Source organism: Klebsiella sp. M041, from assembly GCF_059759695.1.
In genome coordinates this window covers 38,665-54,607 of sequence record NZ_JCAXWU010000013.1, presented here as the reverse complement: position 1 = coordinate 54,607, position 15,943 = coordinate 38,665, and the positions used below count along the sequence as shown (strand labels likewise).

General features: G+C 56.8%; 18 protein-coding genes. 3 read left to right on the top strand and 15 right to left on the bottom strand.

Annotated features, from left to right (window positions below; all coding sequences use genetic code 11):
* Positions 1-12: 12 nt before the first annotated feature.
* The 11 genes from AC6CWS_RS17715 to AC6CWS_RS17665 all read right to left on the bottom strand — a co-directional run bounded on the left by AC6CWS_RS17715 (position 13) and on the right by AC6CWS_RS17665 (position 7,504).
* A complete protein-coding gene (locus AC6CWS_RS17715) occupies positions 13-381 on the bottom strand; it encodes a DUF805 domain-containing protein (protein WP_017900662.1) in 369 nt (122 codons plus the stop codon).
* Between the two features lie 126 nt (positions 382-507).
* Positions 508-1,494, bottom strand: a complete 987-nt coding sequence (locus AC6CWS_RS17710; protein WP_023291095.1) for a glutathione S-transferase family protein — start codon at positions 1,492-1,494, stop codon at positions 508-510.
* A gap of 95 nt (positions 1,495-1,589) precedes the next feature.
* Entirely contained in the window at positions 1,590-1,982 is a 393-nt protein-coding gene (locus tag AC6CWS_RS17705) for a DoxX family protein (RefSeq protein WP_002917920.1), read from the bottom strand.
* Between the two features lie 360 nt (positions 1,983-2,342).
* On the bottom strand, positions 2,343-2,639 hold the full coding sequence (locus AC6CWS_RS17700; protein ID WP_023291094.1) for a YqjK-like family protein: 297 nt from the start codon (positions 2,637-2,639) through the stop codon (positions 2,343-2,345).
* Positions 2,636-3,034, bottom strand: coding sequence for a phage holin family protein (locus tag AC6CWS_RS17695; RefSeq protein WP_023291093.1), 399 nt, complete (start codon positions 3,032-3,034; stop codon positions 2,636-2,638). Before AC6CWS_RS17695 ends, AC6CWS_RS17700 begins: the two co-directional genes overlap by 4 nt.
* 2 nt (positions 3,035-3,036) lie before the next feature.
* Positions 3,037-3,342, bottom strand: a complete 306-nt coding sequence (locus AC6CWS_RS17690) for an ElaB/YgaM/YqjD family protein (protein ID WP_002917916.1) — start codon at positions 3,340-3,342, stop codon at positions 3,037-3,039.
* 45 nt (positions 3,343-3,387) lie between these two features.
* Positions 3,388-3,756 carry a DUF1090 domain-containing protein gene (locus AC6CWS_RS17685; protein WP_004206124.1) on the bottom strand — a complete coding sequence of 123 codons (369 nt, stop codon included), beginning with the start codon at positions 3,754-3,756 and terminating at the stop codon, positions 3,388-3,390.
* 149 nt (positions 3,757-3,905) lie between these two features.
* A complete protein-coding gene (gene mzrA, locus AC6CWS_RS17680; RefSeq protein ID WP_072096611.1) occupies positions 3,906-4,283 on the bottom strand; it encodes an EnvZ/OmpR regulon moderator MzrA in 378 nt (125 codons plus the stop codon).
* 8 nt (positions 4,284-4,291) lie between these two features.
* Positions 4,292-4,954 carry a DedA family general envelope maintenance protein YqjA gene (gene yqjA / locus AC6CWS_RS17675; protein ID WP_023291090.1) on the bottom strand — a complete coding sequence of 221 codons (663 nt, stop codon included), beginning with the start codon at positions 4,952-4,954 and terminating at the stop codon, positions 4,292-4,294.
* Positions 4,955-5,295: 341 nt separating this feature from the next.
* Positions 5,296-6,072 carry a transcriptional regulator ExuR gene (gene exuR / locus AC6CWS_RS17670; RefSeq protein ID WP_004206120.1) on the bottom strand — a complete coding sequence of 259 codons (777 nt, stop codon included), beginning with the start codon at positions 6,070-6,072 and terminating at the stop codon, positions 5,296-5,298.
* 130 nt (positions 6,073-6,202) lie between these two features.
* Positions 6,203-7,504, bottom strand: coding sequence for an MFS transporter (locus AC6CWS_RS17665; protein WP_023291089.1), 1,302 nt, complete (start codon positions 7,502-7,504; stop codon positions 6,203-6,205).
* A 480-nt stretch (positions 7,505-7,984) separates the two neighbouring features.
* Between AC6CWS_RS17665 and uxaC the strand changes: the two genes are divergently transcribed.
* The 3 genes from uxaC (at position 7,985) to AC6CWS_RS17650 (ending at position 11,588) form a co-directional block, all read left to right on the top strand.
* Positions 7,985-9,397, top strand: a complete 1,413-nt coding sequence (uxaC, locus tag AC6CWS_RS17660; RefSeq protein WP_065882618.1) for a glucuronate isomerase — start codon at positions 7,985-7,987, stop codon at positions 9,395-9,397.
* 18 nt (positions 9,398-9,415) lie between these two features.
* The gene (locus tag AC6CWS_RS17655; protein ID WP_065882619.1) at positions 9,416-10,903 is read left to right on the top strand and encodes a UxaA family hydrolase; all 1,488 of its coding nucleotides are present in this window, start codon (positions 9,416-9,418) and stop codon (positions 10,901-10,903) included.
* 130 nt (positions 10,904-11,033) lie between these two features.
* Positions 11,034-11,588 carry a YgjV family protein gene (locus AC6CWS_RS17650; RefSeq protein ID WP_065882620.1) on the top strand — a complete coding sequence of 185 codons (555 nt, stop codon included), beginning with the start codon at positions 11,034-11,036 and terminating at the stop codon, positions 11,586-11,588.
* Between the two features lie 15 nt (positions 11,589-11,603).
* Here the strand turns inward: AC6CWS_RS17650 and sstT are convergent, their stop codons facing one another.
* The 4 genes from sstT to AC6CWS_RS17630 all read right to left on the bottom strand — a co-directional run bounded on the left by sstT (position 11,604) and on the right by AC6CWS_RS17630 (position 15,926).
* Positions 11,604-12,851: a serine/threonine transporter SstT gene (gene sstT, locus AC6CWS_RS17645; RefSeq protein WP_023291085.1), complete on the bottom strand. Its 1,248-nt coding sequence runs from the start codon at positions 12,849-12,851 to the stop codon at positions 11,604-11,606.
* Positions 12,852-13,118: 267 nt separating this feature from the next.
* Positions 13,119-14,090: a TerC family protein gene (locus AC6CWS_RS17640; RefSeq protein WP_004188496.1), complete on the bottom strand. Its 972-nt coding sequence runs from the start codon at positions 14,088-14,090 to the stop codon at positions 13,119-13,121.
* A gap of 272 nt (positions 14,091-14,362) precedes the next feature.
* Positions 14,363-15,352 carry a Gfo/Idh/MocA family protein gene (locus AC6CWS_RS17635; RefSeq protein WP_023291084.1) on the bottom strand — a complete coding sequence of 330 codons (990 nt, stop codon included), beginning with the start codon at positions 15,350-15,352 and terminating at the stop codon, positions 14,363-14,365.
* A 73-nt stretch (positions 15,353-15,425) separates the two neighbouring features.
* Positions 15,426-15,926, bottom strand: coding sequence for a M48 metallopeptidase family protein (locus AC6CWS_RS17630; protein ID WP_023291083.1), 501 nt, complete (start codon positions 15,924-15,926; stop codon positions 15,426-15,428).
* Between the last annotated feature and the right edge of the window lie 17 nt (positions 15,927-15,943).

Here is a 15,943-nt window from a genome sequence, read left to right as displayed (position 1 = left end):
GGAGCAGGAAGATCAGTAGGAAAAGGGTTTTGGATCGGGCCCGAATCGGTTGTTGCCTTCCGTTCCGCGCTGGCAGTTAAAGATCAGGATCACCAGCCAGCCGATGACCGGGATCAACAGCAGCAGCAGCCACCATGCCGAACGGTCGGTGTCGTGCAGACGCCGAAACTGCACCGCCCACCACGGTAAAAAGACCAGTATGCCATAGATGGTCGTCAGAATGCCTTCGCCGCCCGCCCGCTGCCAGCCCAGCATTTTATCGATGATGCTCAATACGCCGGTCAGGATGAGGTTGACCAGAATAAACATCCAGTACTCTTTGCGCCGCGCACGGCCGCCAAATCCTATATAGTTTTTTAATACCTTGAGATACCAGTCCATTTCTACGCCTCAATTAACCGTCAATCACTTGTTTTTTAAGCGATCGCAATAAGAATAGACGTGAATGAATGGTGGGTAAATATCTGTTTTCTGAATTATTGGGCGCCATCACTGGCGCCCGACGGATCAACGGAAGCGCTGGTCGCGACCGTGTGGTTCGCTGAGATCCTGCTGCGGCCCAATGGAGATGATGCCGGTAGGGTTAATGGTTTTATGGCTGCGGTAATAGTGGTGACGAATATGCGGAAAGCTCACCGTCTCCGCGATACCCGGCATCTGGTAGATGTCGCGCAGGAAGCCGTAGAGATTGAGATAATCGCTGATGCGTCGTTTGTCGCATTTAAAATGGGTCACATACACCGGGTCGAAGCGTACCAGCGTCGTCCACAGGCGAATATCCGCTTCCGTCAGCTGATTGCCCGTCAGGTAACGATGCTGACCGAGGATCTGCTCCAGCCGCTCCAGCGAGGTAAACACCGCATCCACCGCTTCGTCGTAAGCCTGCTGACTGGTGGCAAAGCCGGCTTTATACACGCCGTTATTGACGTTGTCATATATCCAGCCGTTCAGTTCATCGATTTTTTCCCGCAGCGCCGGCGGGTAGTAATCCCCGGCTCTGGCGCCCAGGCCATCGAAGGCGGTATTAAACATACGGATGATTTCTGCCGACTCATTGCTGACGATGGTCTGCTGTTTTTTATCCCATAGTACCGGGACGGTGACGCGACCGGTGTAGTGCGGGTCGGCGTGCAGATACAGCTGATAGAGAAAATCGTGCTGATAAAGGGTGTCACCGGTGGCTTCCGGGAAGCTGTCGTCAAAAGTCCAGCCGTTTTCCAGCATCAGCGGATTGACCACGGAGACAGGGAGAAAAGGCTCCAGTCCTTTCAGCTTACGCATAATTAACGTGCGATGCGCCCACGGGCAGGCGAGAGAGACGTACAGATGATAGCGATCTTTTTCCGCCGCAAATCCCCCTTCACCACTCGGTCCGGCCGCGCCATCGGCGGTGAGCCAGTTACGGAAGGCGGAAACGGAACGCTTAAAACGCCCACCGGTGGATTTTGTGTCATACCAGGTATCCTGCCAGACGCCGTCGACTAATTGTCCCATCTTTATTCCTCCTTCAGACTTCAGATAGCAAAAGCGAGGAGTGGTCTCCTCGCTTTTTCATTCATTCATTCATTCATTCATTCAGTATAGTGCGCTTACCATTTCTTATTCAGTACACGGTCGATACTGAAGGCGCCCGGTCCGGTAATGGCCAGCAGCAGGTAACCGCCAGCGATGGTCAGGTTTTTCATGAACATCAGGGAGTTCACGCCTTCCGCAAAGTTGCTGTGGAACAGGAACGCGGTCAACAGCGTAAAGCCTGCGGTGAACAGCGCGGTGGTCCGGGTCAGGAAACCGAACAGAATCGCCAGTCCGCCGCCGAATTCAAGGAGAATGGTCAGCGGCAGCAGCGCACCCGGTACGCCCATGGCTTCCATATACTGCTGGGTTCCCGCATAACCGGTGATTTTGCCCCATCCTGCAGTGATAAACAGAATCGGCATCAGAATGCGCGCTACCAGTACACCAACATCTTCTAATTTTTTCATTTCTTACTCCAGAAAACCCAAAGGGCGGCGGTTTTGTTTTTTAGCGCAATCCCGCGTAGTTACGCGGGGTTGCTGTCGATGGAGAGGATAGTAGCGAGGCGGAGAGGGAATTGTTAGCAAGGAAAACTGTAGATCTAGTTCAAAGTTTCTGAGTAATCGGTAAGAGGGGGCGAAAAATGCCACAACGCGATAGGTCACGACCGGCGCTGGTAAAGGCCTGGCCGGGCGGAATGGCATGGGATCAGAGGGCTGGCTGACCGCGGATGGCGGCCAGGGGGCAAGTTTTTACGCACGGCGTTGCGTATCGAGCGAGGAAGTGGCAGAGCGGGGCGCCGGGAAAAGCGCCCGCGCTCCGGGCGGCTAACGAACTGCCGACTGGCGCAGGATCCCGCGGACCAGCCGCCAGGTACTCCATAAACCCAGTCCGCGTTTGGTCCAGCGCATTAAAAAATGCGGGTGTCGGACGGACCACACGGCCATCAGACCGCTGCCCACCATCAGCCACGAACGTAAACTAAGCAGCGTATGCCAGCCGCGGTCTAAGGGCGCAGTCGCTTCCAGCCAGTGACGGCGACAGGCGCTCAGCTCCAGCCGTTGCTGCTGGATCTGGCGCAGCAGCTGCGCCTTTTGCCGTTCACGCTCCTGTCGGCCATTCATGGTTTATCTTCCTCCAGAAGGGCACGGTCGTTCTCCAGCTCTCTTCGCGTCAGGCGCAGCAGCGTGGAGCGTCGCGCCTTACGTAAGGTAAGGATACCGACAATCGCGGCGGCGAGAAGCAGCACGACGGTGGTGGCGATCATGACGTGCAGGCGGTACTGAGCGTCAACGGCCCAGATAACCAGCACCAGAAGACTCATGAGGCCAAACGCGGCAAACAGCAGCGTCAGTCCGGTCATGATCAGCAGCTGGAAGAGGTTGGCTTTCTCCTCCTCCAGCTCCACGACGACCAGGCGCAGCCGTGTTTCCACCATTTCGACCAGCAGCGTAACGATACGCTGGCCAATGGAGAAGACGCGCTGACCCGGCCCCTGCGTGTGTTGAGTATTTGCCATAATCAGCGACGCGACAGCAGGACACCCAGCACCAGCCCGACGGCGGCGCCAATCCCGACCCCTGTCCACGGATTTTCGCGAACATAATCATCCGCTCGCGCGGCGGTCTCACGAGTTTGACGCAGAATCGCTTCGCTGGTCTCACCCAGACGGGCGCGGCTCTCTTTCAGCGCGCTCTCGGCTTTACTGCGCAGTTTACCCATCTCTTCTTTCGACTTGTCCGCCGAGGAATTCAGTACTTCCTCCAGGGTGTCCGCCAGCGTTTTCAGTTCTGCACGAAGGTCGTCAGTCACATTCTCTTTAGCCATGTCGTTCTCCTGTAGCGTGGTCCGTATTGCGAAAGTTAATAGTGATTAGTAATCCCGAGACTCCAGCGTTTTCAACTCCTGTTGCGCTTCATTGAGTTTATGCTGGCGTTTGTTGATTTTGTCCGCATCGCCTTTCTTCCGGGCTTCCTGCAGATCGCGCTGACGTTCAGCGATCTCTTCCCGCTGTTTGGCAATTTTTTGCTGATGATCGGCTTTGAGTTTACTGTCGCTGCAGTTCTCCCGTACCTGGCGTAGCGCGGTATTTAGCCCATCAATGCGACTTTGATTGTGATGCTTTTCGGCATAGCTGATCTCTCGTTGAATATCCTGCTCTTTTTCCTGGCAGGGAGAGGCGGCTATGGCGCTGGCGCTAAGTGAAGACAGGGCCAGAAGCAGAGCGATGCGGTGTTTCATGGATAGTACCTTCCATTGTCTTAGGGGATACCCGGAGGATAAACCCGTTCCCGTTGGTAAACGTGAATGCGTTGATTCACGCAGGTTTAAGCATAGTAACAAATGCGGGAAACCACCAGACTGCGTTGAAAACGCAGTCTGACGGCCGTTTACCCGAGCCGATGCGGCGCGTCGCGCAGGCGGGATAACCAGGCGGTAGGCGAGTTATCGTCTTCCAGCAAGGCGATAATATAACCATGAGGCAGAGCGCGGCCGAGAACCTCTTTCGCCGCCGCGCCCTGGGCGGTGGAATCAAACTTAATCAGCAGGCCATCCTTTTGCGGCGTAATGCTCTTGAAGCGGATACCGTTGGCGTCGAGGTGATGCCAGACGGAGAAACCATCCGGCATACTGACGCCCTGGCCAACCGGACGGATCGCCAGCGTGGCCTCTTGCTGCTGCACCGCCAGCCATAGCCAGAACAGCGCGCAGAGCAGAAGAGAGCCACCCAGCAGCCAGCTGAGCTGGCGCAGGGAAGGGCGTTTTATGACCATCATTAGCCCCGGCTTCTGTATTTTTTCTTCCACAGCACCACCAGCGAGCCGACCAGTCCGAAGACCAACAGCGCAACCGGCAGGAGCATCAGGCAGGACATCAGCTGATCTTCATACTTAAGGAATACCGGGGTTTTGCCCAGCAGATAGCCCAGCGAGGTCAGGATGAGCACCCACAGCAGGCCGCTCATCCAGTTAAAGAACTGAAAGCGGGCGTTATTGAGGCCGGAAAGCCCGGCGATGGTCGGCAGCAGCGTGCGCACGAAGGCGATGAAGCGGCCGATCAGCAGCGCGGAGAGCCCATGTTTATGAAACAGGTGATGCGCGCGCTGATGATAGTGAGAGGGCAGATGCGACAGCCAGTTTTGCACGATCCGCGTATTGCCCAGCCAACGCCCCTGGATGTAGCTCAGCCAGCAGCCGAGGCTGGCGGCGGCGGTGAGCAGCAGCAATGTTTCCGGAAAGCCCATCGCCCCTTTGGCGATCAGCACGCCCACGAGCACAAGCAGGCTGTCCCCCGGCAAAAACGCGGCAGGCAGTAACCCGTTCTCAAGGAACAAAATCATAAACAAGACAAAATACAGCATGCCAATCATGGAGGGATTCGCGAGCGTTTCGTAATCCTGAGCCCACAAGGCATTCAATAACTGGGTTAATAGTTCCATTCACGATTCCTGGTACATCGGTTAACGGCACGTCTGAGCGCGCGGCATGTAGGGCGACAAGATTTTTATGAGATTATGGTCGCTGCTTCGGCGCTCTGAACGCTTCCCTGTATAAAATTGAAGTAAGTCGATACCTACTCCCAGAACGGCAAAATGCATCTAATTGTAACAAATCACCTGACTTTCCGTCAGAGAAATTGCAAGGTGTTGCTCGTTGATTTTGCTGATTGCGGCGATGGGAGGCGAGAGGATTTACACAGGCTGACACTATATATGTTTTGCTTACCCCAGCCTGCATGGGGAACAGGCGCGCAGGGGCCGCGCGCCGGGGGGATAAAGGCTTATTTCGCGCCGTTGGCCGCTGTATCGAGATGAACCACCGGGTTTTCGGCAAATAAGTAGCGATCGGCATTAAATTCAAAGTCGTCGCTGGTTTCGTTAAACAGCATTTGCTTGGTATTTTCCAGATGCTGCCACATCGCCAGTTTGGCGGCGTTCGGATCTTTACGCAGCAGAGCCTTCAGGATCTGATCGTGGTCGTCGCACCAGTTATCGACGGTGCGCAGATCGATATGCTCATGCAGCTTTTTCCAGTACGGGTTATGCACGCGCTGGGTCCACATTTTTTCCACGATCGCCGCCAGGGCGCTATTCTGCGTGGCCAGCGCCACCTGGACGTGAAACTGCAGATCCCATTCGGAGTCGCGGAAACACTTTTCGTTGCGCGCTTTCTCCTGAATCTCCATCAGCTTCATGATGTCCTGCTTGGTCACCTGAGTGGCCGCGAATTCGGCGATATTGCTTTCAATAAGCTGCCGCGCCTGCAGTAGCTCAAAGGGGCCATAGTTGGCGAACTCCAGGCTTTCATCGGCCACCTGCTGGTATTTCGGATGGTTGGAGATGACGTGAATGCCCGACCCTTTGCGGACTTCGACATAGCCTTCCACTTCCAGCATGATAATGGCTTCACGAACCACGGTGCGGCTAACGTTTTTTTCATCGGCGATAAAGCGCTCGGCGGGCAGCTTATCCCCTACAAGGTAGACACCTTGTTCGATGCGCGTCTTCAGCTCAGCGGCAAGTTGCTGATAAAGACGGCGTGGTTCAATGATTTCCATATTCGCTCCCGCAAGATGGCGACAATATTCGATTTGTTATACCACTTTTACGCGATTTCCACCACTGGCAGGGATGAAAAAGCCGCCTGAGAAGGCGGCTTGGCAGACGATCACCTCAGCATAAGCGTCTCTAACTCTGGGTGGCCGGTTTGCGGCTGCTAAGCGGCGTCGTGTCATCGTCAGCCGGTTTGTTTTTCAGCACCGTCCAGATGACCAGCGCGCCCAGCAGGTCAAAGACCGCCAGTACCGCAAACAGCGGGCTGAAGCCGATGGTGTCTGCCAGCGCGCCGACGACCAGAGCGAACATGGTGCTCGCCAGCCAGGCGGCCATCCCGGTCAGACCGTTGGCGGTAGCGACTTCGTTACGGCCAAAGACGTCGGAAGAGAGGGTAATCAGCGCCCCGGACAGCGCCTGGTGAGCAAACCCGCCGATGCACAGCAGGGCAATCGCCACGTACGGGCTGGTGAACAGGCCGATCATCCCCGGGCCAATCATCAGCAGGGCGCCCATGGTGACCACCATTTTTCGCGACACGATCAGGTTGACGCCGAACCAGCGCTGGAACAGCGGCGGCAGGTATCCACCGACGATGCAGCCGAGGTCGGCGAACAGCATCGGCATCCAGGCAAACATCGCGATCTCTTTCAGGTTAAAGCCGTAAACCTTAAACATGAACAGCGGGATCCAGGCGTTAAAGGTCCCCCAGGCCGGCTCGGCGAGGAAGCGCGGCAGGGCGATACCCCAGAACTGACGGTTGCGCAGGATCTCCCACGGCGACATTTTCTTCGCATTATTGGTCTGGTGTTGAGACTCCTGGCCGCCAATGATGTAGTCGCGTTCTTCGTCAGATAATTTCTTCTGGTCGCGCGGGTGTTTGTAGAAGATCAGCCAGGCGATGGCCCAGGCGAAGCTCAGAACCCCGGAGATAATGAACGCCATCTGCCAGCTGTGCATGACGATCGCCCACACCACCAGCGGCGGCGCGATCATGGCGCCGATAGAGGAACCTACGTTGAAGTAGCCCACCGCGATAGAGCGCTCTTTTGCCGGGAACCATTCGGAGCTGGCTTTCAGCCCGGCGGGGATCATCGCCGCTTCCGCCGCGCCCACCGCGCCGCGGGCCAGCGCCAGGCCGCCCCAGCTGCCGGCGAGGGCGGTCGAGCCGCAGAATATCGCCCAGGCGATAGCGAAGAAGGCATAGCCGACTTTAGTCCCCAGAATATCAAGAACATAACCTGCGACAGGCTGCATGACGGTATAGGCAGCGGAATAGGCTGCAATGATATAGGAGTACTGTTGGGTCGAGATGTGTAACTCTTCCATCAGCGTCGGCGCGGCCGCCGCCACGGTGTTACGGGTCAGGTAGCCCAGCACGGTGCCCAGCGTCACCAGTGCGATCATGTACCAACGTAACCCTTTAATTTTACGCATGTAAACCTCATCGTCTGTAATTTCTCCGCACCAGGTGCGGCCTCTCCTGACGGCGATACGCGGTCGGGAAAGCGAAACGGAGGGTTCAGGAGGGCGGTCCCCTCTGGCCCGAACCTTACCATCAGTTGTTATGTAAAAAGTCGGTATCCATTCCGTATAAGCCGATGCCATAAACACCGGTAAAGCATTCCGTCGGTTTATATGTTGCGACGGCAGAAAGATAACTTGTCATACAACTTTAAAAGTTGAGTGCTGTCACAAAAGCGGGAAAGTTAGTGTGGTCTTTATGATTGGCGAAGAAAGCCAGATACGGCGCGCTCTGGCGAGATGTTTGCCGCGCGCAGGCGGTTTTTTTTATCAGCGTTTATTGATCTAACTCACGAAAAACAGTTCGGTCTGTGGAAATTGGTGTGATAACTTTGTCAGCATTGTAGTCAATCATCTGAAAGGCTCCCGCTCCGGAGCGAAGAGGACACACGAATGACACCGTTTATGACCGAAGATTTTCTACTCGATAGCGAATTTGCCCGCCGCCTGTACCACGATTACGCCAAAGATCAGCCTATTTTCGACTACCATTGCCACCTTCCGCCGCAGCAGGTTGCCGAAAATTACCGTTTCAAAAATCTGTATGACATCTGGCTGAAAGGCGATCACTATAAATGGCGCGCAATGCGCACCAACGGCGTGCCGGAGCGTCTGTGTACCGGTGATGTCTCCGATCGCGAGAAATTTGACGCCTGGGCAGCCACCGTGCCTCACACGATTGGCAACCCGTTATACCACTGGACCCATTTAGAGCTGCGTCGCCCATTTGGTATTACAGGTAAGCTGCTGTCGCCTTCCACCGCCGATGAGATCTGGGACCAGTGCAATGCGTTACTGGCCCAGGACGCCTTCTCCGCCCGCGGGATCATGAAGCAGATGAATGTGAAGATGGTCGGCACCACCGACGATCCGATTGATTCCCTGGAACACCATGCGGTTGTCGCTAAAGACACTTCATTTGATATCAAAGTGTTGCCGAGCTGGCGCCCGGATAAAGCGTTCAACATCGAGCAGGCGACCTTCAATGACTATATGGCTAAGCTGGGTGAAGTGTCGGACACCGATATTCGCCGTTTTGCGGACCTGCAAAGCGCGCTGACCAAACGTCTGGACCACTTTGCCGCTCACGGTTGCAAAGTCTCCGACCACGCCCTGGACGTGGTGCTGTTTGCGGAAGCGACTGACGCCGAGCTGGACGCCATTCTGGCGCGTCGCCTGGCTGGCGAAACCCTCAGCGAACGCGAAGTGGCGCAGTTCAAAACCGCGGTGCTGGTGTTCCTCGGCGCAGAGTATGCCCGTCGCGGCTGGGTGCAGCAGTACCACATCGGCGCGTTGCGCAATAACAACCTGCGTCAGTTCAAACTGTTAGGCCCGGACGTTGGCTTTGACTCGATCAACGATCGTCCGATGGCTGAAGAGCTGTCTAAGCTGCTGAGCAAGCAGAACGAAGAGAACCTGCTGCCGAAAACCATTCTCTACTGCCTGAACCCGCGCGATAACGAAGTGCTGGGCACCATGATCGGTAACTTCCAGGGCGAAGGGATGCCGGGCAAGATGCAGTTCGGCTCCGGCTGGTGGTTCAACGATCAGAAAGACGGCATGGAGCGGCAGATGACCCAGCTGGCGCAGCTCGGCCTGCTGAGCCGCTTTGTCGGGATGCTGACCGACAGCCGCAGCTTCCTCTCCTACACCCGCCACGAATACTTCCGTCGTATTCTGTGCCAGATGATCGGCCGTTGGGTGGCCGCCGGCGAAGCGCCTGCGGATATCGCGCTGCTGGGCGAGATGGTGAAAAACATTTGCTTTAACAATGCGCGTGACTATTTCGCCATTGAACTGAACTAAGACCAGAGGTCGGTTGATATGCAATACATCAAAATCCATTCGCAGGATAACGTCGCGGTCGCGCTGGCGGATATGACGGCCGGTAGCGTGGTGACGATCGACAATGACCCGGTCACCCTCGGTCAGGATATCGTTCGCGGACACAAGTTTGCACTGCGCGCTATCGCGAAAGGGGAAAACGTCGTTAAGTATGGGTTGCCGATTGGCCATGCGCTGGCGGATATCGCGCCGGGCGAGCATGTCCATGCGCACAATACGCGCACCAATCTCAGCGACCTTGACGCGTATCGCTATCAACCGGAGCAGGTTGCCCAACCGCCGCAGCCAGCGGATCGCGAAGTGCAGATTTATCGTCGCGCCAATGGCGACGTCGGGGTGCGCAATGAGCTATGGATCCTGCCGACCGTCGGCTGCGTCAACGCCATGGCCCGCCAGATGCAGAACCGTTTTCTGAAAGAGGCGAACGGCGCCGAGGATATCGATGGGGTGCATCTCTTCAGCCATACCTACGGTTGCTCACAGCTCGGGGACGACCACATCAATACCCGCACCATGCTGCAGAATATGGTCCGCCATCCGAACGCCGGAGCGGTGCTGGTGGTGGGCCTTGGCTGTGAAAACAACCAGGTGGATGCTTTTCGCGAAACGCTGGGCGAGTATGATCCGCAGCGCGTGCACTTTATGGTTTGTCAGCATCAGGACGATGAAGTGGAGGTGGGTGTGGCGCATCTCCACCAGCTGTATGACGTGATGCGTCAGGATAAACGTCAGCCGGGCAAGCTGAGCGAGCTGAAGTTTGGCCTCGAGTGCGGTGGGTCGGACGGCCTGTCCGGCATCACCGCTAACCCGATGCTGGGGCGCTTCTCAGACTATGTGATCGCCAACGGCGGCACCACCGTGCTGACCGAAGTGCCGGAGATGTTCGGCGCCGAACAGCTGCTGATGAGCCACTGCCGCGACGAAGCGACCTTCGACAAGCTGGTGACCATGGTCAATGACTTTAAGCAGTACTTTATCGCTCACGACCAGCCTATTTACGAAAACCCTTCGCCGGGCAACAAGGCCGGGGGGATCACCACCCTCGAAGATAAGTCGCTGGGCTGTACCCAGAAAGCGGGCTCCAGCCAGGTGGTGGATGTCCTGCGCTACGGCGAGCGTCTGAAGGTACATGGTCTGAACTTGCTGAGCGCGCCGGGCAATGATGCCGTCGCCACCAGCGCGCTGGCCGGCGCCGGCTGCCATATGGTGCTGTTCAGCACCGGCCGCGGCACGCCGTACGGCGGCTTTGTGCCGACGGTAAAAATCGCCACCAACAGCGAGCTGGCGGCAAAGAAAAAGCACTGGATCGACTTCGATGCCGGACAGCTGATCCACGGCAAAGCGATGCCGCAGCTGCTGGAGGAGTTCGTGGACACCATTGTGGCTTTCGCCAACGGCAAACCGACCTGTAATGAGCGGAATGACTTCCGCGAGCTGGCCATCTTTAAAAGCGGTGTTACCCTGTAAAGGCGTATACATATTGGCGCCCGGGCGGCGTTGATCGCGCATTGGCCTGATAGCGCAGCGTCATCGGGTAAGCAACAGCGGCGTTTCAGCCTGTGAAGCGCCGTTTGTTTTTTTCTCTCAGGGAGCTTTCATGACCGCATATTGGCTGGCCCAGGGGGTCGGCGTCATCGCCTTTCTTATCGGCATTACCACCTTTATCAACCGCGACGAACGTCGCTTCAGGCTTCAGCTGGCGGTCTATAGCGGCGTTATCGGCGTCCATTTCTTCCTGATGGGCGCCGCGCCTGCCGGGATGAGCGCCGGGCTTAATGCGCTCCGCACGGTCATTTCCCTGCGCACCCGCAGCCTGTGGGTGATGACGATCTTTATCCTTCTGACGCTGATCCTCGGCCTTGGCAAGCTGCAGCATGCTATGGAGCTGCTGCCGATTATTGGCACTGTCGCCAGCACCTGGGCGCTGTTTCGCTGTAAAGGGCTGACCGTCCGCTGCGTGATGTGGTGCTCCACCGCCTGCTGGGTGACGCATAACCTGTGGCTGGGTTCCATCGGCGGGACGCTGATTGAAGGCAGCTTCCTGATCGTCAACGGCCTGAATATTATTCGCTTCCGCCGGATGCAAAAGCGGGGTATCGATCCGTTCAGGGTTGAAAACGCGGTGCAGGAAGAGAGCCCCTCCGCGCGGTAGCGGAGGGGAAAGGCATTAGCTACGCAGGGCGTTTTTCGCCAGCTGGTCGTCTTCCGCCATGCAGGCGGCGGCGGTAAACAGGGCGTCGGTTGAGGAGTTCAGCGCGGTTTCGCAAGAATCCTGCAGCACCCCGATAATAAAGCCGACGGCAACCACCTGCATCGCCACATCGTTCGGAATACCAAACATATTACAGGCCAGCGGGATCAGCAGCAGCGAACCGCCCGCCACGCCGGAGGCGCCGCAGGCGCACAGCGAAGCGACCACGCTCAGCAACAGCGCCGTAGGCAGATCCACCGGAATATTCAGCGTATGGACCGCCGCCAGCGTCAGCACGGTGATCGTGATTGCCGCGCCCGCCATATTGATGGTTGCCCCCAGCGGAATGGAGACCGAATAGGTATCGCGATCCAGGTTCAGTTTCTCACACAGCGCCATATTCACAGGAATATTAGCGGCGGAGCTGCGGGTGAAAAACGCGTAGACGCCGCTTTCGCGCAGGCAGGTCAGCACCAGCGGATAGGGGTTGCGGCGGAGCTTCCAGAACACCAGCAGCGGATTAATCACCAGCGCCACCAGCAGCATACAGCCCACCAGCACCAGCAGCAGCTGGGCGTAACCCCACAGGGTTTCAAAACCGGTGGTCGCCAGGGTGGAAGAGACCAGACCGAAGATCCCCAGCGGCGCAAAGCGGATCACCACTTTAACGATAAAGGTCACCGCGTGGGAGACATCGTTGATCAGGTTTTTAGTGGTGTCGTTACCGTGACGCAGGGCGAAGCCAAGGCCCACCGCCCACACCAGAATACCGATATAGTTGGCGTTCAGCAGGGCGTCGATCGGGTTGGACACCATGCTCATTAGCAGGCCGCGCAGCACCTCAACAATCCCCGACGGCGGCGTGATGCTGTCGGCGGCGGTGGTTAAGTGCAGGGTCGAGGGAAAGACAAAACTGAACAACACCGCGGTCAGCGCCGCGCTGAAGGTGCCCAGCAGATAGAGAAACAGAATGGGGCGGATACTGGTTTTTTGTCCATGCTGATGGTTGGCGATCGAGGCCATGACGAGCATCAATACCAGCACCGGCGCTACCGCCTTTAACGCGCCGACGAACAGTGTCCCCAGCAGGCCGACGGCGATAGCCGCAGGCTTAGAGACCAGCGCCAGCAGCACGCCAAGTACCAGGCCGACTAAAATTTGTTTCACCAGGCTGCCTTGTGCCAGGCGGGAAAGCCACCCTGATGAGGGAGTGCGTGTGGTCATAATTCATTCCTTCCAGTGATGTAGCAAGCCATCCCAGCCACGTATTATTTGTTACGTTTATGTCAGGATGTAAGTATATGTTTGCATAGTCGAGTATACGGAAAGAATGACGGGCGGGAAGCGCAAAATACTGTGATTTTAATCTGGATCTTATTTTTTAACTATGTAGCAACATAATTGTGACATGAGCAGGCATTATCGTTACGAGAAGGTTTGCTATAGCCGATTACCGCGCCGCCAGCGGGGGCCGACGGCGCGCCAGGCAGGTTACTCAGGCAGTTTGCGCTGCTTGTCGTGCTGCTTGTTGACCCAGGCGTTAATCAACAGCGTGACGGTCAGGATACCACCCACGACCCCCAGCGAGATGGCGACCGGGATATGGTAGAAATCGACGATCAGCATCTTCACGCCAATAAACACCAGGATCACCGACAGGCCATATTTGAGCATCGAGAAGCGCTCAGCGACCCCCGCCAGCAGGAAGTACATGGCGCGCAGGCCGAGAATGGCAAACAGGTTCGAGGTCAGCACGATAAACGGGTCGGTGGTGACCGCAAAGATCGCCGGGATACTGTCGACGGCGAATATCACATCGCTCAGCTCGACCAGAATCAACACCAGCAGCAGCGGCGTGGCGAACAGCACCCCGTTTTTACGGGTGAAGAAGCGCTCGCTCTCGATTTTATCGGTCATTCGCAGATGGCTGCGGATCCAGCGCACCAGCGGTTTGTCGCCGATGCCGGAATCGTCCTCTTTCGCCAGCGCCATCTTCACGCCGGTAAACAGCAGGAAGGCGCCGAAGACGTACAGCAGCCAGTCGAACTGGGAGATAAGCCAGCTGCCGGCGAAGATCATAATGGTGCGCAGAACAATCGCCCCGAGGACGCCATACACCAGCACCCGGCGCTGCAGAGCAGGCGGCACGGCGAAGTAGCTGAACAGCATCAGCCAGACGAAGACGTTATCGACCGCCAGCGCTTTTTCAATCAGATAGCCGGTGAGGAAGGCCAGGGCCTGCGGATCGGCGACGGCGCGGCCCTGGGTTTGCACCAGATACCACCAGAACGCGGCGTTGAACAACAGAGAAAGTGTGACCCAGAGGATAGACCAGCCAGCGGCCTGCTTCATGGTCATGCTATGCGAACCGCGTCGTCCCTGAAGCAGCAGGTCGATCGCCAACATGATCGCGACGACGACAGCGAATCCACCCCATAGCAACGGCGTGCCGACAGTATTCATTTGATATTCCTTACATAAAAACAAAAACGGCTGACGTCGGAAGACGGCAGCCGCTGCGCTTTTATGCATAGACCTCGCCTTCCGGCAAGGTCTCACTTACAACAACCAAAGTTCATCGCGATGGGCTTTGGTAATTGCCCGGCGACCGGATGCGGTGTTACACGCATCGTAATGACGATCGACCGGCAAGGAAGTTACTCCCCTTTGCTCGTAACAAAATATGTCACGAGGCGGTTTTCGTCAATGGCGGCCAGACGGGCCTTTACACTCTTTTACGCCAGCGGCTGCGTATCGGCCGGGAAGATCACCCCGGTCTGGCGACGAATTTCGCTCGACAGTTTCGCCGTGATACGGCTCACTGCCAGGCCCGGATGGTCGACATCCTCTGTTTCCACCAGCCGCGCGAAGGTCTCCGCCTCGTACAGCATAGTATTGATATGCTGCGGCTGCGTCAGGTCCTGGGCTTTGCCGCCGCGCGGCACAAACGCCAGCTTCTGGCACTCGGAGATTTTTTCGATCACTAATACGCCGTCTTCGCCCTGAATTTCACTGGGGATCGCCGAGTCGCTCACCTTGGAATGATGCAGCGTCACGTCGAAGTCGCCGTAGCTCAGCACCACGGTGCCCTGGGCGTCCACGCCGCTGTCCAGCAGGCTGGCGGTGGCATGAACGGCCCGCGGTTCGCCCCACAGCGCCACAGCGGACGCCAGGCAATAGAAGCCGATATCCATAATCGAACCGTTGGAGAACGCCGGATTAAAGGTGTTGGGGTTTTCGCCGTCGAGGTAGCGCTGGTAGCGCGAAGAGTACTGGCAGTAGTTAATGAAGGCTTTACGCAGTTTACCCACTTTGCCGAGGGTTTCCTTCAGCAGCAGAAAGTTGGGCAGGCTGGCGGTTTTGAAGGCTTCAAACAGCACCACGTTGTTGGCTTTCGCCACCGCGATGGCCGCCTCGACCTCCTGCAGATTCGACGCCAGCGGTTTTTCGCAAATGACGTGCTTTTTGTGGCTCAGGAACAGCCGCGTCTGCGGGAAGTGCAGGGAGTTCGGGCTGGCGATATATACCGCGTCAATGGCGTCGCTTTGCGCCAGCGACTCCAGCGAGGTAAACAGATGCTCGACCGGATAGTCATTGGCGAAGGCTTGCGCCTGTTCGAGGCTGCGGGAGTAGATGGCGGTAAGTTTATATTTGCCGGTTTCATGGGCGGCATCGACAAACTGCTTAGTGATCCAGTTTGTGCCAACAACTGCGAAACGTATCATAAACGGTGACGAACTCCATTAAAGGGAACCTGTCGTCACTCTATCATGCCCCCATGACAAAACCAGTGCGTGACTACGCAGAACGATTTAACGAAAGGTGCGTCAGCCACAGGCGGGTGTCGAACTCCAGCTGATGGTACTGCGGCTCCATATGGCAGCACAGCTGGTAGAAGGCTTTGTTGTGCTCCTTCTCTTTCAGATGCGCCAGTTCATGGACCACGATCATCCGCAAAAAGTCCTCCGGCGCGTCGCGAAATACCGTCGCCACGCGGATCTCCGCTTTGGCTTTCAGCTTGCCGCCCTGAACGCGGGAAATGGCGGTATGCAGGCCGAGCGCATTGTTCAGCACGTGGATCTTACTGTCATACATCACTTTGTTGATCGGCGCCGCGCCGCGCAGAAAGCGGTTTTTCAAATCCTGGGTGTACTGATATAGCGCTTTATCGCTGTTAACGTCGTGCCCTTGCGGATAGCGCTTTTGCAGCACCTCTCCAAGGCGGTTTTGCTCGATTAACGTGGTCACCTGCGCCAGCAGCGATTCAGGATAGCCCTGTAAATAAATGAGTTTTGTCATCGTCTTATCATTATGTC